The 21198-nt window shown below is 75.3% G+C and carries 14 protein-coding genes; 5 read left to right on the top strand and 9 right to left on the bottom strand.

All coding sequences use genetic code 11. The features are described from left to right. Positions 1-696: 696 nt before the first annotated feature. From ACSU6Z_RS17895 to ACSU6Z_RS17880, 4 genes are all read right to left on the bottom strand, one after another. The gene (locus ACSU6Z_RS17895) at positions 697-1803 is read right to left on the bottom strand and encodes a hypothetical protein (RefSeq protein WP_437046853.1); all 1107 of its coding nucleotides are present in this window, start codon (positions 1801-1803) and stop codon (positions 697-699) included. Between the two features lie 211 nt (positions 1804-2014). Further along, positions 2015-3205 carry a VWA domain-containing protein gene (locus ACSU6Z_RS17890; RefSeq protein ID WP_437046852.1) on the bottom strand — a complete coding sequence of 397 codons (1191 nt, stop codon included), beginning with the start codon at positions 3203-3205 and terminating at the stop codon, positions 2015-2017. Next, positions 3202-5772, bottom strand: a complete 2571-nt coding sequence (locus ACSU6Z_RS17885) for a DUF5682 family protein (RefSeq protein WP_437046851.1) — start codon at positions 5770-5772, stop codon at positions 3202-3204. Before ACSU6Z_RS17885 ends, ACSU6Z_RS17890 begins: the two co-directional genes overlap by 4 nt. Positions 5773-5839: 67 nt before the next feature. Beyond that, on the bottom strand, positions 5840-7018 hold the full coding sequence (locus tag ACSU6Z_RS17880) for an ATP-binding protein (protein WP_437046849.1): 1179 nt from the start codon (positions 7016-7018) through the stop codon (positions 5840-5842). A 131-nt stretch (positions 7019-7149) separates the two neighbouring features. Between ACSU6Z_RS17880 and ACSU6Z_RS17875 the strand changes: the two genes are divergently transcribed. Then, a complete protein-coding gene (locus tag ACSU6Z_RS17875; protein ID WP_437046847.1) occupies positions 7150-8517 on the top strand; it encodes an SWIM zinc finger family protein in 1368 nt (455 codons plus the stop codon). Between the two features lie 21 nt (positions 8518-8538). After that, positions 8539-10143, top strand: a complete 1605-nt coding sequence (locus ACSU6Z_RS17870; protein WP_437046846.1) for a DUF5691 domain-containing protein — start codon at positions 8539-8541, stop codon at positions 10141-10143. Positions 10144-10202: 59 nt separating this feature from the next. On the opposite strand, the gene ACSU6Z_RS17865 is transcribed toward ACSU6Z_RS17870, so the two are convergent. Next, positions 10203-10619: a cobalamin B12-binding domain-containing protein gene (locus tag ACSU6Z_RS17865; RefSeq protein ID WP_437017005.1), complete on the bottom strand. Its 417-nt coding sequence runs from the start codon at positions 10617-10619 to the stop codon at positions 10203-10205. Between the two features lie 448 nt (positions 10620-11067). Here ACSU6Z_RS17865 and ACSU6Z_RS17860 point away from each other — a divergent pair, with 448 nt between their 5' ends. Both ACSU6Z_RS17860 and ACSU6Z_RS17855 read left to right on the top strand, forming a co-directional pair. After that, positions 11068-12156, top strand: a complete 1089-nt coding sequence (locus tag ACSU6Z_RS17860; RefSeq protein ID WP_437046845.1) for an esterase/lipase family protein — start codon at positions 11068-11070, stop codon at positions 12154-12156. A 196-nt stretch (positions 12157-12352) separates the two neighbouring features. Next, positions 12353-13993, top strand: a complete 1641-nt coding sequence (locus tag ACSU6Z_RS17855) for a M23 family metallopeptidase (RefSeq protein ID WP_437046843.1) — start codon at positions 12353-12355, stop codon at positions 13991-13993. A gap of 89 nt (positions 13994-14082) precedes the next feature. Here the strand turns inward: ACSU6Z_RS17855 and pcrA are convergent, their stop codons facing one another. Both pcrA and ACSU6Z_RS17845 read right to left on the bottom strand, forming a co-directional pair. Further along, positions 14083-16563 carry a DNA helicase PcrA gene (gene pcrA / locus ACSU6Z_RS17850; RefSeq protein ID WP_437046842.1) on the bottom strand — a complete coding sequence of 827 codons (2481 nt, stop codon included), beginning with the start codon at positions 16561-16563 and terminating at the stop codon, positions 14083-14085. Positions 16564-17218: 655 nt separating this feature from the next. Beyond that, on the bottom strand, positions 17219-17572 hold the full coding sequence (locus ACSU6Z_RS17845) for a hypothetical protein (protein ID WP_437046840.1): 354 nt from the start codon (positions 17570-17572) through the stop codon (positions 17219-17221). Between the two features lie 449 nt (positions 17573-18021). Here ACSU6Z_RS17845 and ACSU6Z_RS17840 point away from each other — a divergent pair, with 449 nt between their 5' ends. Then, positions 18022-19077, top strand: a complete 1056-nt coding sequence (locus ACSU6Z_RS17840) for an NlpC/P60 family protein (RefSeq protein ID WP_437050368.1) — start codon at positions 18022-18024, stop codon at positions 19075-19077. Positions 19078-19095: 18 nt separating this feature from the next. Here ACSU6Z_RS17840 and ACSU6Z_RS17835 read toward each other — a convergent pair whose 3' ends face one another. Both ACSU6Z_RS17835 and ACSU6Z_RS17830 read right to left on the bottom strand, forming a co-directional pair. Then, the gene (locus ACSU6Z_RS17835; RefSeq protein WP_437046839.1) at positions 19096-19803 is read right to left on the bottom strand and encodes a LuxR C-terminal-related transcriptional regulator; all 708 of its coding nucleotides are present in this window, start codon (positions 19801-19803) and stop codon (positions 19096-19098) included. Further along, a complete protein-coding gene (locus ACSU6Z_RS17830; protein WP_437046837.1) occupies positions 19800-21092 on the bottom strand; it encodes an ATP-binding protein in 1293 nt (430 codons plus the stop codon). Before ACSU6Z_RS17830 ends, ACSU6Z_RS17835 begins: the two co-directional genes overlap by 4 nt. Positions 21093-21198: the final 106 nt, after the last annotated feature.

Raw genomic sequence — 21198 nt, 5'->3', positions numbered from 1 at the left:
ATGCGTGGGCGTGCCGCGAAGGGCAACGTGACGACCGCATGTGTCACAAGGGAAGCGCACACGGTGTCCGAGCGCGCGGCATGTCCGCCTCGCAGGTTATCGCCGCCGGGCGGGGCTCTCTAAATCACATCTCACACGTGAGCGGTGATACCTGTCACATGATGCCGGGATCTCCGGCACCGCGTGCCGGGGCCGTGGAGGGCCTCACCGGGTTGGGGCCGGCCCGGTGAGGCCCGTCGGACAACTCCGAAGCGCCGCGCACCCCTGCGCGGGCCCGGAGGGCGGAAGGCCGGTCCCCACCCCAATGGGGCGGCCCTCCCATCCGCGGGGTTTCGGCCGGACGAGCCGATGGCTTTCGGTTCGTCCGGCGCCTGACGGTCCGCGGAGTCTGTGATGTCGTGGGGTACGGGTGGGGGGGATGTGCCGGTCAGGTACCGCGGTGACGGCGGTGTCGGCGGTAACGGCGGTGGCGGAAGGGGCCGTCGGATTCACCGGGGCGTCCCGGCGGTGTACTCCGGGGTGACCGGCTCGGTGCCGCCGGTGCCACCGGTGGCCGGTGGTGCCGCCGTGGCGAGTGGGCCGGTGGGCCGGTGGGGTCCCGCGGCCGGTGCCGGCATCGCTTCGGCGCCGTCGTGCGTACCGCCGCGGCCGGCCCGGGCCGGCCGGTCCGCCGGCATACGGCGGGAAGGGCCCGCGTCAGGTGGGGAGGACGGGTGTGTCCCGGTGACGGCCCCGGAGCTCGGCCGCGGCGGTGCGCACGACGGCGCCGGGCACCAGTTCCAAGGGGACCTGGGGGCTCGTGATGACGGCGTGCGCGTCGCCGTGGCGCGGCGTGCCGCTGTCGGCCGCGGACCGGCCGGCCAGCGCGCCGTCCGGGTCGCCGGCCGGTGCCCGGTCGCCGGGGAGGGGACCGGTGGGCGCGGCGGCGGGGTGTCCGCCGGTCCGCGAGGCGGCACCACGCGCGGCGTGGTGGCACCCGGTCCGGTACGCCGGGTCCGCGGTCGCGGGGGGCGCGTCGGCCCGCCGGGCGGAGACGGGAACGGGGGTGGGGGCGGACAGGGAGGCGGGGGTGGGGGCGTCGGCGGACGGCGCCGGTCCGGGGCCGCCTCGCTGCGCCGCCGGCCCGGACGGCGCGGGAAGCGGGTGGTCCCGGTGGTCCGGGAGGCCGGGAGCCACAGGCGGAACGGGGTTCTCCGGCGCGGGCGGCACCACGGAGCCGCCGGGGGGAGCCGGGGACCCGGCATCGCCGGGGACGTCCGGAAGACCGGGCAGTTCAGGCAGGTTGGGCAGATCAGGCAGGTCAGGAAGGTCAGGAAGGTCAGGCAGGCCGGGCAGACCGGGAACGTCGAGCGGGCCGGGCAGGCCGTCCGGCAAGGGCGGCAGCGGTTCCAGCGGCGGCACCCGCTCCGCGCCCGGAGCGCCGGTCACCGCCTCCACGGTCCGCCCGACGGGTTCCAGGACCCGGTCGGCCACGGTTTCGACGCCCTGCTCGGCCGGCGGCCGCGAAGGAGCCCCCGGCCCGCCGGAGCCCGGGGCCCGGACGGTGACCCCCGCGTGCGCGGCGGGGCGCGCCGGCTCACCCGGAGCGGCTCCGGACCCGGCTGCCGCTCCCGGCACCGAGGCCGCGGCGGAGGCGATCGGGGCCGCCGGGAGCGGGCCCTCGGCCGCCTGCGCCCGCTCCCCGAGGAGGAGCCCGAGTGCGAACACCCCGCCCGCCAGCAGCATCGCGTGCAGCGCTCGCCGCCCGGCCGCCCGGCGCATCCTGCGCGGGGCGGCACCGGACGGAGCTGCTGACCAGGTCAAGGGGGAAGGGTCCTCCGTGGGGCGAACGGGTGGCACGCGGGGACTGGCGGTCCGACCCGCGCGGTACGGCCGGCGGAGCACGGCACTGCGCCGGAGCGGCGTCGATCCTCGCACGGACCGCCCGAGGTTGCGCAAGCCCCCTGCCACCGATGGCCGGTCATGCCCGGTTTGCCTGCCGGGTACGGCCGCCGCCGGCGCACCGGCGCGTGCCTCACGTTCCTCCCATGCCTCCCGTGCCTTCCATGCGGTCCGGTACCGGAAGGGGACGCTTCTCGATCGCCGCCGCCATCACCTCCGGGAAGAGGTCGGGCGTGCAGGCGAAGGCCGGTGCGCCCAGGGCGGCGAGCGCGCTCGCGTGTTCCCGGTCGTACGCGGGCGCTCCCTCGTCCGACAGCGCGAGCAGTGCCACGAACTGCACCCCCGCCGCCTTCATCGCCGCCACCCGCTTGAGCATCTCGTCCCGTATGCCCCCTTCGTGGAGATCGCTGATCAGCACCACCACCGTCTCCGTGGGCCGGGTGATCCGCGACTGGCAGTAGGCCAGCGCCCGGTTGATGTCCGTGCCACCGCCGAGCCGGGTGCCGAACAGCACGTCGACCGGGTCGTCGAGCTGCTCCGTGAGGTCGGCGACCGCCGTGTCGAAGGCGACGAACCGGGTGCCGATCGACCGCATGGACGCCAGCACCGCTCCGAACACGGAGGCGTACACCACGGACGCCGCCATCGACCCCGACTGGTCGACGCAGAGGACGACCTCCTTACGCACCGACCGGGACGCCCGCCCGTACCCGACGAGCCGCTCCGGCACGACCGTCCGGTGCTCCGGCAGGTAGTGCTTGAGGTTGGCGGCGATCGTGCGGTTCCAGTCGATGTCGTGGTGGCGGGGCCGGCTGACGCGGGCGCTGCGGTCCAGGGCGCCGGAGAGGGCGGCCCGGGTCCGTGCGGCGAGCCGCCGCTCCAGGTCCTCGACGACCTTGCGGACGACGGCCCGGGCCGTCTCCTTCGCCGTCTCCGGCATCGCCTTGTGGAGCGACAGCAGTGTGCCGACGAGGTGCACGTCGGCCTCCACGGCCTCCAGCATCTCCGGTTCCGTCAGGAGCGCGGCGAGGCCGAGCCGGTCGATGGCGTCCCGTTGCACGACCCGGACGACGGAGGAGGGGAAGTACGACCGGATGTCCCCCAGCCAGCGCGCCACGGACGGCGCCGAGGACCCCAGTCCCGCCGGACGGTCCCGCCCGGTCCGCGTTCCGTCCTCCTTCCCGTAGACCGCCGCGAGCGCCCTGTCCATCGCGGCGTCCCGCCCGCGCAGAGCGCACCCGGTGCCGTCTGCCGTGTCGCCCCCGAGCACGAGCCGCCACCGCCGCAGCCGCTCCTGTCCCGCGTCCACCGGCTCCCCCGTCATCCGCCCGCCCCCGCACGATCGTCGCCGGCGCTCCGCCGGCCCCCGCCGTCCCCGTCACCCCGGTGGCTCCCGCCGGCTCCGCCGTCCCCACCGCCTCCGCCGTACCCGGCGGTTCCGCGGTCCGCCGGGGTCCCCGGCGGGCCGGTGTCCTGCGCCGCGGTGGTGCCCGTCGCGGGCGGGCCGCTCCGACCGCCCAGCAGCAGCCGCACCACCGGCAGCACGGCGTCGGCGCGCTCGCCGTCGAGCTCCGCCGCGAAACCGGGCAGGCCGGGGCCGGCGGCCGCCGCGCTCCCCCACCGCCCCGGCCCCCGCCGGACCAGTTCCCCCAGGGTGCGGCGCACACCCGGCTCGTACGCCGAGAAGGTGCGCCGCAGCAGCGGCAGTACGTCGGTGAAGACCTCCGCGGGCACGCCGGTCAGCCAGGTGTCGACCAGCCGCAGCAGCCGCTCGTCGTGGACCAGGAGCATGCCGTCGCCGGGGCCGCCGCCGACGAAGCCCTCGAGCCACGCGGCCGCGTCCGCGGGCGGTGTCCCCGGCGACAGCGCCAGCCCCATGGACCGCTCGGCCTCGTCGGGGGCCAGCGCCCCGTCGTCCAGCAGGAGCCGCACGGCACGTCCCCGGATGACGCCGGGCACGGTGTCCCGCCCGGACAGCGCCCGCAGCACCGCCTGCCACCGCCCGCGCAGGGCACCGCGGCCCGGCGCGGGGTCGTCGCCGAGCAGCCCCACCGCCCCGTGCACGGCGTCCACATGGCGCCGCATCTCCTCGGCCGCGTCCGCGTCCAGCGCGGTGCAGGCCGGGGGCAGGCCGACGAAGATCCGCTCGGCGAGGCCCGCGGCGACCTCGGCCAGCGCCCCGGTGCGCGTGCCGCGCACGTCGCCGTAGCGCAGGGAGCGGGCCAGGGTCGGCAGGGCCCGGGCGAGACGGCCGACGTCGGTGTCGAGCGCGGCCCGCTCGGCGAGGAGCCGCATCACCGTGGGAAGCGCCTGCGGCAGGTCGGCCGGCAGGCACCGCTCGGCGAGCGCGGTGATCTCGGCGAGATCCCGTGCGGTGGCGGCGTCCGCCTCCACCTTGGCGGTCGCGGCGGTGAGCACGGTCGTCCCCCACACCCCGGCCTCGGCGACCCGCACGGACAGCTCCGGATCCCAGCGCAGCCGCCACGTCTCCCGGAACGTGCCCGTACTGCCGCGCGAGGCGGCCGGTTCGCCCCAGGCGACACCGAGCAGCCGCAGCCGGTGGAGCAGTCTGCTGCGCCCGGCGTCGGTCTCCTCGCGCAGGTCGAGTGCCAGCTCCCGCTCCAGCGCCTCCGGCTTGAGCCGCAGCCGCCGCCGGAGCCGGTCGAGGTCGCGCTGCAACGGCACCGCGGGCGCCTCGGGCGGCACCTCCCCCAGCACGTCGCCCACGACCAGCCGGTCGCGCACCAGCGCCAGCGGCACCTCCGACCCCTCGCACATCACCGCCCGTACGGCGTCGGTCGTCTCGCCGAGCCCGGGCAGCGGCCGGCCGCGCAGCACGGCGAGCGCCCCGGCCAGCCGCACCGCCTCGATGACGTGGGCGGAGGAGACCATCCGGCCCTCCTCCCGCAGCAGGCCCGCCACTTCGGCCAGCCACCGCTCGACGGGCCGGTCCGGCGCGTCGAACAGGTGCCCGTACCAGCCGGGCGCGTCGATGCCCGCCCCGTACCCGCTCGCCCGCGACAGCCTGCGGTGGGTCCACGGCACCCAGGTCAGGTCCACCTTGACCTTGGGCAGCCCCTTCAGCAGCGCCCGGTCGGCGGCGACGGCCGGCGTGCGCCGCAGCGCGGGCACGTGCCAGGCCCCGCACACCACGGCCACCCCGCCGCCGAACTCCCGCCGCGCCGCCCGCACCCGGAGCCGCATGTGCGCCTCCCGCACCGGGTCCCGGTCGCGCCCGCCGCTCCCGTACGCCTCCCGCAGCGCGCCCATGGCCTCCTCCAGCGCCGCGAACGGGGCGAGCGCGTCCCCCGCTGCCGCGCCCCGGTGTTCGACGACGTCCTCCCACCAGCGCTCGGGATCGTCGTGACCGGCGGTCCCGGCGAGGACGGCCAGCGGGTCGACCCGGGCGTCGGGCAGGGACCGGCCGCCCCCGTCGGTGCCGGGAAGCGGACCGTCCGCGGACGGCCGCCCGTGCCCCCCGCCCGTGTCCGTGCCGGTGTCCGCGTCCGGCGCGCCCCCCGCCGGGGAGTCCCACGCCAGGGTGTGGGCGGCGGGCAGGTCGATGAAGCGGGCGGGGACGCCGTTGTCCAGGGCCCAGCGCAGGGCGACCCACTCCGGGGAGAACCCGGCCAGCGGCCAGAAGGCCGACCGCCCCGGATCGTCGACGGCGTGGGCGAGGAGGGCGACCGGTGGCCGCATCCCCTCGTCGGCGGCGAGCGGGATCAGGGGGTCCGCCTCGGGCGGCCCTTCGATCAGCACGACCCGCGGCCGGGCCGCGTCGAGTGCCGCGCGCACCGCCCGCGCCGACCCCGGCCCGTGGTGACGCACTCCGAGCAGCAGCGGCTCCGTCCCCGCTTCCCCGCCGCTGCGGTCCCCGCGGTCGTCCTTCACACCGTCCCCCTCGCCTCCGCGTCCGCCTCACGCCGCCGGCCGGCCGCCGGCCCCACCGGCCGGGACGTCACGCGCTCACCTCCCGGCAGGCGCGGTAGAAGTCCTTCCAGCCGTCCCGCTCGCGGACCACCGTCTCCAGGTACTCCTGCCAGACGACACGGTCGGCCGCCGGATCGCGGACGACGGCGCCGAGCAGTCCGGCGGCGACGTCGCCCGGCCGCAGCACGCCGTCGCCGAAGTGGGCGGCCAGGGCGAGGCCGTGGGTGACGACGGAGATGGCCTCGGCGGTGGACAGCGTGCCGCTGGGCGACTTCAGCCTGGTGCGTCCGTCGGCCGTCGTCCCGTTCCTCAGTTCGCGGAAGACGGTCACGACGCGGCGGATCTCGTCGATGCCCTCCGGCACGGCCGGCAGGTCGAGGGAGCGGCCGATCTGTTCGACGCGGCGCGTGACGATGTCGACCTCGGCCTCGGCGCTCTCCGGCAACGGCAGCACCACGGTGTTGAAGCGGCGGCGCAGGGCGCTGGACAGTTCGTTGACGCCGCGGTCGCGGTCGTTGGCCGTGGCGATCAGGTTGAAACCGCGGACCGCCTGCACCTCCTGGCCCAGCTCCGGTATCGGCAGCGTCTTCTCCGACAGGATGGTGATGAGCGTGTCCTGCACATCGGCCGGGATGCGGGTCAGCTCCTCCACCCGGGCGGTCCTCCCCTCCGCCATCGCCCGCATGACCGGGCTGGGCACGAGGGCGTCGCGGCTGGGGCCGTGGGCGAGCAGCCGCGCGTAGTTCCAGCCGTAGCGGATCGCCTCCTCCGGGGTGCCGGCGGTGCCCTGCACCAGCAGGGTGGAGTCGCCGCTGACCGCCGCGGCCAGGTGCTCGGACACCCAGGTCTTCGCGGTGCCGGGCACGCCGAGCAGGAGCAGGGCCCGGTCGGTGGCGAGCGTGCCGACGGCGACCTCGACGATCCGCCGCGGGCCGACGTACTTCGGCGTGATCACCGTGCCGTCCGGCAGGGTGCCGCCGAGCAGGTACGTCGCCACGGCCCACGGTGACAGCTTCCAGCGGGCGGGGCGCGGCCGGTCGTCCCGCGCGGCCAGCGCGGCCAGTTCGGCGGCGAAGGCGTGCTCGGCGTGCGGCCGCAGCTCCTGCGCGCCGGACGCGCCGGCGGGGACGGCGGCGGAGTCCGCGGGCGCGGGCACGGCCCCGTCCCGGTTCGGGTCGACGGGCGTCGGTTCCACGGAGACAGGCATGGCTGAGTCCCCCTCCAGCTCGGCCGGTTCGGATCTGGCCCCACGGTGCACCACACCACTGACAATCGCTCTGACCTGCCAAAACGCATCGGCGCGGCCGATTGTCAGTGGCGGGTTCTACCTTCGGTGGCATGACTCGGCAAGAGGTGCGCTGGACAGCGGACCGGGTGCTGGCACTGGCACCTGACGACGCGTCGCGCAAGGCGGCCGGCGGGCTCGGGGCGGCCGCTTCGTGGTCCGGGGCGGGCAGTTCCGGCGAGGGGGCGGTGTGGGGGATGTGCACGGGAGGCGGCGGCACGCCGTACCGGACGGTCGTCGACGTCGCGGGTGCCTCCGGTCCGGCGTACGGGTGCGGTTGTCCGCGCCGCGGGGCCCCGTGCGAGCACGCGCTGGGGCTGCTGCTGCTCTGGGCGGGTGAGGGGGACGGTGAAGGGAGCGCGGTGCCTCGGGGGCAGCCGCCGGAGTGGGCGCGACGGTGGATCGCGGAACGGCGCGGACCCGCGGGGCGGGAGCGGCCGGAGGACGCGTCCGCTGCCGCTTCCCCGCCGGACGGCCCGCAGGCGGCTCGGCGCAGGGCGCAGCGGCGGGCCGAGCGCGTCACCGCGGGGGCGACGGAGCTGGAGCAGCGGCTGGCGGACCTCCTGCGCGAGGGTCTCGCCGGTGCCCGGCAGGCCGGGTACGGGCTGTGGGAGGAGACCGCGGCCCGCATGGTCGACGCGCAGGCGCCCGGCCTGGCCGCGCGCGTCCGCGAGGCGGCGGCGGTCCCCTCCTCCGGCTCCGGCTGGCCGGCGCGCCTGCTGGAGGAGTGCGCCCTCCTCCACCTCCTCGGCCGGGGCTGGCTCCACCGGGAGGAGTTGCCGGACGGCCTGGCGGCGACGGTCCGCTCACGCATCGGCCTGCCCGCCTCGCCGGACGGCCCGCCGGTCCGCGACCACTGGCTGGTCCTCGCCCGGTACGACACCGCGGACGGCCGCCTGACGACCCGCCGCATCTGGCTGTACGGCGCCGGGACGGGGCGCACCGCGCTGCTCCTCTCCTACGGCGCGGCCGGCCGCGCTCCCGACCTCGCGCTGCCGGTCGGGCTCGCCGTGGAGGCGGAGGTGTCCGCGTACCCGGGCTCCGGGCAGGGACGGGTGGCGCTCGGCGAGCGGTTCGCGCCGCCCGCGCGCACGGCGATGCGCCCACCGGGCCTGTCCACCTCGCAAGCGGCCACCCGCTACGGCGAGGCCCTGCGCGACGATCCCTGGCTGGACTCGGTGCCGGTGACCCTGGACCGGGTGGTGCCGGTCCCGGACGGCGACTCGTGGCAGCTGGCGGACGCCGACGCGGACACGGCCCTGCCGCTCACGGCCGCGGCCCGCGGCCGGCCCGGCCTGTGGCGCCTGGTCGCCCTCTCGGGCGGCGCGCCCGTCAAGGTCTTCGGCGAGCTCGGCCACCGGGGCTTCACCCCGCTGACGGCCTGGCCCGCGGACGAGGGCGCCGCCGTACCCCTGTGCTGAGCCCGACCGGAAAGGAACCGCATGACCAGGACGCCCCCTCCTGCCGATGCCCCCGCCCCTGGTGCCTGGGAGGAACTCGTCACCGCGGCCCTGCTCGGAACGGAGCGGCGCACTCCCCCCGGCTGCGCGCCGGGCGTCGAGGCACCGGCGGCGCTGCTGGACGCCGCGGCCGTACAGACCGTCCGCAGACGCGCCGGACTGCGCCCGGCACCGGCCGCGGACCGCCCGGAACCGGCGCCGGCCGACCCCCGGCCCCCGCTGCCCGCCGCGGCCGCCCGCCGCCTCGCCCTGCTGCTGGCCGACCGCCCGGCCACGGCCGGCAGGGGCACCGCACCGGACCTGAGGGAGCTGCTGCCCCAGTGGCTCGCGGCGGCCAACGCGCGCGGCTTCGCGGCACCCCCGCAGGCGCTGCCCGCCCTGCTGGACGCGGCCCGGGGGCGCACGGACCTGCGCCCGGCGGCGCTGCGGTTCGCCGGTCCGCGCGCCCGCTGGCTGGCCCGGCTAAACCCGGACTGGCGGTTCGTCCTGCGCACGGCCGACGGGACAGGGGCACCCGTCCGTCCCGGCGACACGGCCGGAACGCGCCGGCTGTGGCAGGAGGGCCTGTTCGCGGAACGCGTCGCCCTGCTGTCGTCCCTGCGCTCCCGCGACCCCGCCGCCGCGCGCGACCTGCTCGCCTCGACCTGGGCGAGCGAACGGGCCGAGGACCGCCTGATGTTCCTCGACTCGCTCCGCACCGGCCTGGGCCCCGACGACGAACCGTTCCTGGAGCGGGCCCTCACCGACCGCAGCCGCAACGTGCGGACGACGGCGGCGGAACTGCTGTCCGCCCTGCCGGAGTCGGCCCTCGCCGCCCGCATGGCGGCCCGGGCGGCGGCCTGCGTGGCCCTCGACCGGACCCGGGACACCCCGGCGATCACCGTGGAGGCGCCGCACGAGTGCGACGCGGGCATGGAGCGGGACGGCGTTCTCCCCGTGCCGCCCACGGGCCGCGGCGAACGCTCCTGGTGGTTCGGCCAGCTGGTGGAGGCGGCACCGCTGGGGACCTGGCCCGCACGGCTCGGCGGACGCACCCCCCGCGAGATCGTCGCCCTGCCGGTGGCGGACGACTGGCGGGACGACCTGCACGCGGCATGGTGCCGGGCCGCCGTGCGGCAGCGCGACGCCGAGTGGGCCCGGGCGCTCCTCGGTGCGCCGACGGCACCGGAGGCCGGTGGCCCGGGAGCGGTGTCCCTGGCCGAACGCGCCAGGCTGCTCGGCACCCTGGCCCCCGGCGAACGGGCCGAGTGGGTCGCCGGCTTCATCGCGACGCACGGCCTGTCCGAGGCGTTCCAGCTGCTCGGGGTGTGCGCGGTGCCGTGGGCCGAGCCCCTCGGCCGCGCGGTGGTCGACGCGCTCGACATCGCCCGTGACGCCGGGGGCTACCCGTGGAGCTTCAGCGGTGTCATGGGGCTGGCCGAACGCTGCCTCGACCCCGCCGAGGCAGACCGCCTCGACGGCCTCCTGGCCCTGCCCGACGAGGCGGAGGACGCGTCACCGGGGGCGGCCGGGTACTGGGCGGAGTCCTTCCAGCGCCTGGTCACGACCTTGCGCCTGCGCGCGGCGATGGCCGCGGAGCTGACGTGACCGCGCCCCGCACCCCGGCCGACCGCCGCACGCCGGTGCCGCGGCCGGTCGCCGTACGCCTACGCCCCGGCCGGCTGCCGCACGTTCGCCCGCACCCAGTCCACGATCGACGCCGTCGTCGCGCCGGGGGTGAAGATCTCCGCGACACCCTTCTCCTTCAGTGGCGGAATGTCCGCCTCCGGGATGATGCCGCCGCCGAAGACCAGGATGTCCTCCGCGTCCCGCTCCTTGAGCAGATCGATCACGGCGGCGAAGAGCGTGTTGTGCGCGCCGGAGAGGATGGACAGCCCGATCGCGTCGGCGTCCTCCTGGATCGCGGTGTCGACGATCTGCTCGGGCGTCTGGTGAAGCCCGGTGTAGATGACCTCCATACCGGCGTCGCGCAGCGCACGCGCGATCACCTTGGCCCCGCGATCATGGCCGTCGAGCCCCGGCTTGGCCACCACCACGCGGATCGGACCGGTTGCCACACCCATCACTGCCTCCATGAAGCGACTCGTCCATCCCTGCCGGCACGCGCACACGATCCGCCGCACCGGCATGTGCACACGTACCCGGTGCACGCACCCTGCCCGGCACCCCGCACACCACCGCTCGGCGAAGTGAACGAACGTTATCGCCAGCATCCCGCAACCGGCAGTTTCGCGGTGGATACCGAGGGGGAAATCACACGGTGGGACATGTTCGTCGCGCACAGTTCCCGATTCCCGCGGCCGCCTCCGGCGTACCCGCCCCCGGCGGAGGAGCCACGGCGGAACCGCGCGCGAGGGGAGCCGCGACGCGGCACCACGGCGCATCCGCACCGGTCACCGGGCCGTTTCCCGCCCCCGCACCCCGACAGAACCACCCGGCGCTTGTGTCACGCCTCTCCACGAGGGCACACGGGGAACAGAGGCGTTCCCGCGTGCCGACAGGAGGTCGGCCATGAAGGTCACCAGAGCAGCACAGCTCCTTCTCCCCCTCTACCGGCGCCTCCTGCCCTTTCCGCCGATCGCACCGGTCAGGCTGCCGGAGGCGTCCGTGACCTTCCTGAAGGCGACCGTCCTGGAGATCGCGATCCTCACGGGGCACCTCATCCTCTACCCCTCCGGCATCATCCAGGAGCGCCGGACCGGTCCCGTAAAGCTCCCGGACGCCCCGCGCGCACCGCGCGCGCCGGGCCCCGCCGACGGCTCCGCGCACCCCGTCGCGCCCGGCCTGTGCGACACGCCAGGGACGGCCGGAAAGGCGGGGAAAACCGAGGAAACAGAGACATCAGGGTCACCAGGGAAGACAGCAGGGGAGGGGAAAACCGAGAAAGCCGGCACGGCGGAAGGCCTCCGGGCGCCCGGCGCACCGCCGTCCGTCACTCCCCGCCTTCCCCTGCGGACCGGGCCGCCGGTCGTCCTCCTGCACGGTTTCATCGACAACCGCTCGGTCTTCGTCCTGCTGCGCCGCAGCCTGGCCCAGCACGGCACGCGCCAGATCGTCTCGCTGAACTACTCTCCGCTGACCTGCGACATACGCACCGCGGCCGAGCTGCTCGGCCGCCACGTCGAGGAAGTGTGCGGCCGCACCGGCAGCGGGCGGATCGACATCGTCGGGCACAGTCTCGGCGGCCTGATCGCGCGGTACTACGTGCAGCGGCTCGGCGGCGACAGCCGCGTCCGGACGCTCGTGACCCTCGGTACACCGCATGCGGGCACCCGGGTCGCCCCCCTGGCCGACGCGCACCCCATCGTGCGCCAGATGCGTCCCGGCTCCCCGGTGATCGAGGAGCTGGCCGGCCCCGCACCCGGCTGCCGGACCCACTTCGTCAGCTTCTGGAGCGACCTCGACCGCCTGATGGTCCCGCTGGAGACGGCCCGCCTCGACCACCCCGACCTGATCGCGCGCAACGTACGGGTGAGCGGCATCGGCCATCTGGCGCTGCCCGTGCACCCGGCCGTCGCGACCGGCGTCCGGCAGGCCCTCGACACCCCCTTGGCGGACACCGGATCCGGCGATCACACCGGCGGTCAGACCGTCGCCTGACCCCCACCGGCACCCCGCCATATCGAACAAAGGTCGAACGCAGGGTTAAGCCGGCGCCCGCCGTCCCCCGAATCACGACCGAATGCCCGTTTCCTACGCACGCGAAACCTGGCGAAGATTGTCGTGCCCGCGTACCGCCGGGTACAGTCGCCGCACTGCTCTCGCAGCCCCTGTTGTCGAGGCGAAAGAGAAGTTGGTGAACGACCGTCACCCGTCGGGGACCATGACCACCCCGGCCCCGGCTTCCGACGCCGACCCGGCGCACTACGCGCCATACGGCACCCAGGAAGCCCAGTACGGCGACTTCACCACGTACGGCGACTACGACGCCACCGGTTTCGCCACCGGCGGCCCCGCCGACGCGGGCTACGAAGCGGACCCCCTCTTCGGAAGTCTCCCGGCCCAGAACACGGGCTCGTACGACACCACCGGAACCTACGACGCACCGGGCGCGTACGACACCGCCCAGTGGTCCACGGGCGGCCACCAGGCCGTGCACTACGACGCCTACGCGGCCCAGCAGCACACCGCCTACGACACCGGCGCCTACGACGCGGCCGCGTGGACGGCCGACCACCGGCACCCGGGGGCGATCCCACCGCAGGCCGCGGACAACGCCACCAGCGGCCAGTGGGACACCGGCGCGTGGCACCGGCCGGACCAGTCCGACGACCCCGCCGAACGGACCCAGCAGTGGGAATGGGGCACGCAGGCCTTCGACACCGGCGCCTACGACACCACGCAGTGGGACACGGACGCCGCGGACGCCGCTCCCCACCCGCCCACGGGCGACGCGCACGCCGTGCACTCGGACCATCCCGAGCACCACGAACATCTCGAGCACCACGAGCACCACGAGCGGCAGACGCACACGGAGCACCAGGAGCAGCGGACGGCGCTCCCGCACGAGCAGCAGGCGGAGGCCCCCTTCGATCAGCAGCCGACCGCGGCCTTCGAGCAGTTCACCCCCGAGGACCCCGCCGCGGCCGACGACGAGACGACCGCCACGGGTGAAATGCCCGCCGTCGGCCTCCTCGACGGCCAGGAGGAGATCACTCCGGCCCCCGCCCCCCGCGCGGCCTCCCGCGGCGGCGGGCGTTCCCGCCGCCGCCAGCCCGCCAAGCGCTCCGCGCTGCTGACCATCGCGGTGCCCTCGGCGTGCGTGATGGGTGTCGCCGGCATCGCCGCCGCCTCCGTCGGCACGCTCAGCGGCGGAGGCGACGACAAGGACACCACCGCCTCCGCGGCGGACGCCCAGCCGGTGGAGCCCTCCACCGCCAACAGCAAACTGGACACCCAGATCGCGAGCCTGTCCGCCGGCGCCGACGATTTCGCCGACCGGGCCAGCCGGGCCCAGGAACGCATCGACCTCAGGGCTCAGCAGGAGGCCGAGAAGAGGCGGGCGGCGGAGGAGGCGGCCCGCAAGGAGCGGCTGCGGCCGAAGTTCGCCCTGCCGGTCGCCCAGCACGGGCTCAGCGCCTACTACGGCCAGTCCGGCGTCAACTGGATGTCCATGCACACCGGCATCGACTTCCCCGTCGCGTACGGCACGACGGTGATGGCCGCGACCGACGGCACGGTCCGCACCCAGTGGAACAGTGCCTACGGCAACATGATGATCGTGACCGCGAAGGACGGCACGGAGACGTGGTACTGCCACCTCTCCAGTTACCGGGTTCCCTCCGGTTCGACCGTGAAAGCCGGCGATCCGATCGCCTACTCCGGCAACTCGGGCAACTCAACCGGTCCGCACCTGCACTTCGAGGTGCGCCCCGCCGGCGGGGCGGCGCACGACCCGCTGACGTGGCTGCGCAGCCACGGCCTCGACCCGTCGTAGATCCGGGCGCCGCGCCCCTGCCCGCCGACGACGGCGGGAGCACGACCGGCTCCCTCGGAGCCCCCCCCGATCCTCCGGAAGCCGGCTCCTCAGAGCTTCTCGACCGGCGCGTACCGCAGCAGCAGCCGCTTCGGCTTGGCGTCCCCGAAGTCGATCGTCGCCTCGGCGTTCGCCCCCGTGCCCTTGACCGCGACCACGGTGCCGAGCCCGAACTGGTCGTGGGTGACCCGGTCGCCGACCGCCAGCGACGCCCCCGGCTTCTCCGACGCCCGGCGCGTGGCGAAACCGGACGCGCCCGCCGCCGACGAACGGGAGCGGGAGGACGACAGCGACCCCGCGATGCCCGAGGCCGGCCCGGAGGACACGGGTGCGGTCGCGCCGGTCCGCCGCCACTCCAGGTGGGCCGCCGGGATCTCCTCCAGGAAGCGCGAGGGCGGATTGTACGAAGGCTGCCCCCATGCGCTGCGCATCGTGGACCGCGTCAGGTACAGCCGCTCCCGCGCGCGCGTGATGCCGACGTACGCCAGGCGCCGCTCCTCCTCCAGCTCCTTGGTCTGCCCGAGGGCGCGCATGTGCGGGAAGACACCGTCCTCCATGCCGGTGAGGAAGACGACGGGGAACTCCAGGCCCTTGGCGGTGTGCAGCGTCATCAGCGTGACGACGCCGTCGCCGTCCTCCTCGTCGGGGATCTGGTCGGAGTCGGCGACGAGCGCGACCTGCTCCAGGAAGTCGGACAGCGTCCCCGACTCGCCTTCACCGCGCTCCTGCTCGAACTCCAGCGCCACCGCGGCGAGTTCCTGGAGGTTCTCGATCCGGGTCTCGTCCTGCGGATCGGTGGAGGCCTGCAGCTCGGCCAGGTAGCCGGTGCGCTCCAGGACCGCCTCCAGCACGGTCGCCGGGCCCGCGCCGGACTCGACGATCGTGCGGAGGTCCTCCATCAACGTGTTGAACCGCTTGACGGCGTTCGTGGAGCGCGCGGCCATGCCGTACGCCTCGTCCACGCGCTTGAGCGCCTGCGGGAAGCTGATCCTCTCCCGCTGGGCGAGGGCGTCGATCATCGCTTCGGCGCGCTCGCCGATGCCGCGCTTGGGCACGTTGAGGATGCGGCGCAGCGGCACCGAGTCCTCGGGGTTGGCGAGGACCCGCAGGTAGGCCAGGACGTCCCGGACCTCCTTGCGCTCGTAGAAGCGGACACCGCCGACGACCTTGTAGGGCAGGCCGACGCGGATGAAGACTTCTTCGAAGACACGGGACTGGGCGTTGGTGCGGTAGAAGACGGCGACATCGCCGGCCTTGGCCTCGCCCGCGTCGGTGAGGCGGTCGATCTCGTCGGCGACGAACTGCGCCTCGTCGTGCTCGGTGTCGGCGACGTACCCGGTGATCGGCGAGCCGGCGCCGGCGTTGGTCCACAGGTTCTTGGGGCGGCGGGACTCGTTGCGCTCGATGACGGCGTTGGCCGCGCTCAGGATCGTCTGGGTGGAGCGGTAGTTCTGCTCCAGCAGGATCGTCGTCGCGTCCGGGTAGTCCTCCTCGAACTGGAGGATGTTGCGGATGGTCGCACCGCGGAAGGCGTAGATCGACTGGTCGGCGTCGCCGACGACGCACAGCTCGGCGGGGGGGAGGTCGGCCTCGCTCCCCGGAGCGCCCTCGCCGTGGACGCCGGGGCCGACGAGCTCCCGGACGAGGGCGTACTGCGCGTGGTTGGTGTCCTGGTACTCGTCGACCAGGACGTGCCGGAAACGGCGGCGGTAGTGCTCGGCGACGTCCGGGAAGGCGCGGAGCAGGTTGACCGTCGTCATGATCAGGTCGTCGAAGTCGAGGGCGTTGGCCTCGCGCAGCCGCGACTGGTAGAGGGCGTAGGCCTGGGCGAGGGTCTTCTCGAAGCCGTCGGATGCCTGGGCGGCGAAGTCCTCCTCGTCGATCAGCTCGTTCTTGAGGTTGCTGATCTTGGCGCTGAAGGACTTGGGCGGGAACCGCTTCGGGTCGAGGTCCAGATCACGGCAGACCAGGGCCATCAGGCGCTTGGAGTCGGCCGCGTCGTAGATCGAGAACGACGACGTGAAACCGAGCCTCTTGCTCTCCCGGCGCAGGATGCGCACGCACGCGCTGTGGAAGGTCATCACCCACATGGCGTTCGCGCGCGGGCCGACGAGCTGCTCGACGCGCTCCTTCATCTCGCCCGCGGCCTTGTTGGTGAAGGTGATCGCGAGGATCTGGCCCGGGTGGACGCCCCGCTCGGCCAGCAGATGGGCGATGCGGTGGGTGAGCACGCGCGTCTTGCCGGAACCGGCGCCGGCGACGATGAGCAGCGGGGAGCCGGAGTGCACGACGGCGGCGCGCTGGTTGTCGTTCAGCCCCTGGAGGAGCGCGGCGGAGTCGACCGGCGGGCGCGGGGCGCCGTCCCGGTAGTACGCGTCCCGCTCCGGCGGCACGTCGAACTTCCCCCCGAACAGATCGTCCGGAACCGGCTCCGGTACGTGATCGTCCTCGGGCGGCGGCGGGGGTTCTTCCTCGTACCCGCGCGGGGCCTGGAGTTCCGCCAGAAAGTTGTCGTCAAAGAGGCTGCTCATCGCTCTCCGAGTCTAGGGCGCCCCGCCGACAACCGGCCGCCGTCCCGGAAACATCCCCGCTCCGCCCGTTCGCCCTCCCGCCGCGCGGTCCTGTGTCCCACGGGGCCGGAGCGGGCCGGGAGGGGGGAGTCTTCACGCCGCTCCCCCGCCCCCTGAGACCTTGGTCACGCCGTGGGTCCCGGGGCGGGGGCGCGGTGCCGGGTGCGACACCGCGCTCCGGTCCGGGCCGTGGCCCGGACCGGAGCGGCCGGGTGTCCCCGCCGTGCACGCGCGGGGCCCCCGGTACGCGCCCGGCGCCCGGCACCGCCCCGGGACCGGCGCCTCCCGCCGCGCGCCTGGCGGGTACGGCGTCCGCCGGCGACCGGTGCCGCCGTGGCGGTGACCGGCGTCGTGCCGTCGGGCCGTGTCTGACGGGGCGTGAATCCCGGCTCGCGCCGGTCCGGCCCGCGCCGGCCGCGCACTTCGTCCTCCTGCCGCCGCGCGAGCGGAAGCGGGGGGGGTGGCGCGGGCGGCCCGTCCCGCGCGCCCGCCGCCATCGGTGTCCCGCGGCCGGGTGGGCTCGGTCAGGTACCGCCGTGGCCCGCGGTGGCCGCGTGGCCGGCGATCGCCGCGGCCGCGCGGGACGGGCCGCGGTCGTGCGCCGCCGAGGGCGCGGTCAGGTCCACAGCACGGCTATGAAGACGTTCGCCACGGTCAGCAGCCCGACCAGCCCGAACAGGCCCTTGTCCACCCGCTCCTCGTCACGCTTCACGTAGACCAGGCCGAGGATCACGATCAGCAGGGCCAGCTTCACGCCGATCTTGATGTTGTCGACCGGCTGGTCGTCGGCCTGGTTGAGCCCGACCAGGATCACCCCGGTGGCCAGCATCGTCAGCGCGCCGTGCAGCATGGCGGGGCCGAAGCGCGCCGTGCCCCGGCCCATCGCCTTCATCTGGGTCAGGAAGCCGCCGAGCAGCGCCGCGATGCCGATGATGTGCAGGCCGACGAAGAGGTGGATGAGTACGTCCATGGGGCCGGAGCCTAATCCCGGGTGCGGACGCCCCCCGCCACCGGCCCGCCACCGGACGGGCCCCTCGCACGCACCCGGCCGTTAGCACTGGACAGCCCCCCTCGGACCACGGATCACCCCCATCGGTCATCACTCTCCGTGAAATCACCGATCCCATCCCCGGAGTGCGGTCACCTGCGGTCGTCGAACGGTCGGCCGTTGCCACTTCCGCGCAACACGTGTCCCTCGCGACGCGCCGAGGGCTAGCGTCCTGCCCCGGTGCCCGTCTCCCCATCGCCGCCCGGACCGCGGGCGGCGGCCGGCACCACCGCCGGTAGGGTCCGGCGGCGGCCCGCTCCCCCGTGTCCGCCGCCGGACCGGCCGACCACCGGTGCCGCCCGCCGGCCTCCGGGCCGGCGGCACCGGCCTCCCGGCGGACGTACGACCCGTACGGAAAGGACGTGGAGCCAGTGGCAGCGCACCGCAGGCCCCGGCAGCGCGCGGCGGGCGGCGGCACGGCCCGGACCGCCGTCACGATCGCCCTTGCGGGCGCGGCGACCGCGGCCGGCCTGAACGGGACCGGGCACGCCGAGCCGGACCGGACGCCGGCGCGGGTGAGGGCCGAGGTGGAGGAGTTGTACCGGGAGGCGGAGGCCGCCACCGAGAAGTACAACGGCGCGAAGGAGAGGGCCAGGGAGGCCGGGCGGCGGCTGGCGGCACTGCAGGACGCCGCGGCACGGCGGCGGGAGCGGCTCGACTCGGCGCGCGGCGCCCTGGGGACGGCCGCGGCGGCGCAGTATCGCGACGGTGGCCTCGACCCCGCGCTGCAACTGGTCCTGTCCGAGGACCCCGACGGCTACCTCCGGGGGGCGGCCCTGGCCGAACGGGTGGGCAGCAGGCAGGCGGCCGCCGTCGCACGCGTACGCGGCCACCTGCGGGAGATCGAGCGACTGCGCGGGGCCGCCCGCGTGGAGGTGGCCGAGCTGCGGTCGCGGCAGGCGGAGCTGAGACGCCACCGCGCCACGGTCACCGGGAAGCTGGACGCGGCCCGCCGGCTGCTGTCGGAGCTGCCGGCCGGGAACGGCGCACGGCCCGGCGGAGGAACGGACCGGGCCCCCCGCGCGTCGGCGGTCCCCGGGGAGGGAGGGCCGGCACCCGCGTCGGTGCGGGCGCCGAATCCCCGGGCCGCGGCGGCCGTCGCCTACGCCCACCGGAAGATCGGCAGCCCTTACGTCTGGGGCGCGACCGGTCCGGACGCCTTCGACTGCTCGGGCCTCGTCCAGGCGGCGTACCGCGCGGCGGGCGTCTCCCTGCCCCGCACGACCTACGCCCAGATCGGCGCCGGCCGCCGCGTGTCCCGCTCCGAACTCCTCCCGGGCGACCTGGTGTTCTTCTACTCCGGCATCAGCCACGTCGGCATCTACGTGGGCGGCGGCCGGATGATCCACGCCCCCAACCCCTCGGCGCCGGTCCGGCAGGCCCCCGTCGATCAGATGCCGTTCGCCGGGGCGACGCGGGTCGTGTGACGGGTCCGGCCGCGCCGGTCACACCAGCCGCCGCGCCGTGGCCCAGCGGGTCAGCTCGTGGCGGTTGGACAGCTGGAGCTTCCTGAGGACCGCCGACACGTGGGACTCGACCGTCTTCACGGAGATGAACAGCTGCTTGGCGATCTCCTTGTACGCGTACCCGCGGGCGATGAGCCGCAGCACCTCGCGCTCCCGCTGGGTGAGGCGGTCGAGGTCCTCGTCGGCCGGCGGGGCGTCGGTCGAGGCGAAGGCGTCCAGGACGAAGCCGGCCAGGCGCGGGGAGAAGACCGCGTCGCCCTCCTGCACACGGAAGATGGAGTCGACCAGGTCCGAGCCCGTGATCGTCTTGGTCACGTACCCCCGGGCACCGCCGCGGATCACTCCGATCACGTCCTCCGCCGCGTCCGAGACGGACAGGGCGAGGAACCGGACCGGCCGGTCGGTGTCGGCCGTCAACGCCGCGCAACGGCGCAGCACTTCGACGCCGCCACCGCCCGGCAGGTGCACGTCGAGGAGGACCACCTCGGGCCGGGTCGCGGTGATGACCGTGACCGCCTGGTCGACGTCGGCGGCCTCGCCGACGACCTCGACGCCGGTCTCCTCGGTCCGGCCGATCTCGGCCTGCACTCCCGTACGGAACATGCGGTGGTCGTCGACGAGGACGACGCGCACATGCCGCCCGCCCGCGCCGCCCGCCGTCCCGTTCGCCTCGGTCGGGTCGCTCATGACGTCTTCTCCGCCCTCTCCATCTCCAGCTCGACCTCCGTGCCGCCGCCCGGTACCGCGCGCAGCCGCGCCGTACCGCCGTTGCGCTCCATGCGGCCGATGATCGATTCCCTGACACCCATGCGGTCGGCGGGTACCGAGTCGAGGTCGAAGCCGGGGCCGCGGTCCCGGACGGACACGAAGACCGTCCTGCCCTCGACTTCGGCGTAGACCTGAACGGCGCCGCCCTCGCCACCGTACTTGGCGGCGTTCACCATCGCTTCGCGCGCGGCTTGCACCTGTGCGCCGGTCCTCTCGTCCAGCGGGCAGTCGCCGACCACGACGACCTCCATGGGGACACCGTGCTTGTCCTCCACCTCGGCGGCGTCGCGCCGCACGGCGTCGGCGAGGGTGGTGGGCTCGTCGGCCTCGTCCCTGCCGTTGCCCTCGGGGTTGTAGAGCCAGGCGCGCAGGTCGCGTTCCTGGGCCCGGGCCAGCCGGCGCACCTCGCCCGGGTGGTCGGCGTTGCGCTGGATCAGGGTCAGGGTGTGCAGCACGGAGTCGTGGACGTGGGCGGCGACCTCGGCGCGCTCCTGGGCGCGGATGCGCATCAGCCGCTCCTCGGAGAGGTCCTGGGTCATGCGCACCAGATAGGGGCCGGCCAGGAGCGTGATGCCGACCAGGACCGCGAGGGCGGCCTGCAGGACGGACCCGAGGTGGGCGGCGGAGCCCTGCAGGACGAACATGCCGGAGACACCGGCCGCGACCAGCAGCACGCCCGCCACGGCCCGCAGCAGGGTGACCGTGTGCCGCTTGCGGCCGGCCTCCATCCAGCGGGCCCGGCGGGCGTTGTCCGCCTGGCGCCAGACGAGGGCGACGCCCGCGCCGACGAGCACGGCCGGCCAGAGGTAGGCCCTGGCGCCGCCGCCGACGTTGACGTTGCCCACGAAGACCATGGCCACGACGACCATGAGGAGGAGGGCGACGATCTGGCCCTTGTCCGGTCTGCGGGCGACGAGTCTGCGGCGGCCGTCCGGCGAGGTCTCGGACGTCACCGTGGGCGGCGGCTTCCTCGCCTCGACGCCGCCGACACCCAGCGGGACGAAGAACCAGAACGCGGCGTACAGCAGAGCGCCCAGTCCGTCGGCCATGAACAGGCCCACGAAGACGAGCCGTACCCAGGCGACGGGCAGCCCGAGGTGCCCGGCGAGCCCCCGCGCCACGCCACCCAGCCAGCGTCCGTCGCTGCTGCGGTAGAGCTTGCGCGGCGGCCGCGGTTCGGCGAGGGGCGCTGCTGCGGCTTCCGGCATGCCAACGATGGTCACACGGCCGCGTGCCCGGGACATCAGGGTCCGCCCCGGAGACTCCCCTGATCTTCGGCGCGGCGGACCCCGCACGCCCGTCCCCGCCCCTCCT

The organism is Streptomyces sp. enrichment culture (assembly GCF_964273145.1).
GTDB lineage: Bacteria > Actinomycetota > Actinomycetes > Streptomycetales > Streptomycetaceae > Streptomyces.
The sequence above is the reverse complement of the archived record's forward strand: the minus strand, read 5'-3'. Positions and strand labels throughout refer to the sequence as shown.

Bases quoted from the DNA above. Each gene is read 5' to 3' on its own strand.
- ACSU6Z_RS17890 (WP_437046852.1), bottom strand. From the start codon at position 3,205: ATGACGGGGGAGCCGGTGGACGCGGGACAGGAGCGGCTGCGGCGGTGG.
- ACSU6Z_RS17880 (WP_437046849.1), bottom strand. From the start codon at position 7,018: ATGCCTGTCTCCGTGGAACCGACGCCCGTCGACCCGAACCGGGACGGG.
- ACSU6Z_RS17875 (WP_437046847.1), top strand. From the start codon at position 7,150: ATGACTCGGCAAGAGGTGCGCTGGACAGCGGACCGGGTGCTGGCACTG.
- ACSU6Z_RS17870 (WP_437046846.1), top strand. From the start codon at position 8,539: ATGACCAGGACGCCCCCTCCTGCCGATGCCCCCGCCCCTGGTGCCTGG.
- ACSU6Z_RS17865 (WP_437017005.1), bottom strand. From the start codon at position 10,619: ATGGGTGTGGCAACCGGTCCGATCCGCGTGGTGGTGGCCAAGCCGGGG.
- ACSU6Z_RS17860 (WP_437046845.1), top strand. From the start codon at position 11,068: ATGAAGGTCACCAGAGCAGCACAGCTCCTTCTCCCCCTCTACCGGCGC.
- pcrA (WP_437046842.1), bottom strand. From the start codon at position 16,563: ATGAGCAGCCTCTTTGACGACAACTTTCTGGCGGAACTCCAGGCCCCG.
- ACSU6Z_RS17845 (WP_437046840.1), bottom strand. From the start codon at position 17,572: ATGGACGTACTCATCCACCTCTTCGTCGGCCTGCACATCATCGGCATC.
- ACSU6Z_RS17835 (WP_437046839.1), bottom strand. From the start codon at position 19,803: ATGAGCGACCCGACCGAGGCGAACGGGACGGCGGGCGGCGCGGGCGGG.
- ACSU6Z_RS17830 (WP_437046837.1), bottom strand. From the start codon at position 21,092: ATGCCGGAAGCCGCAGCAGCGCCCCTCGCCGAACCGCGGCCGCCGCGC.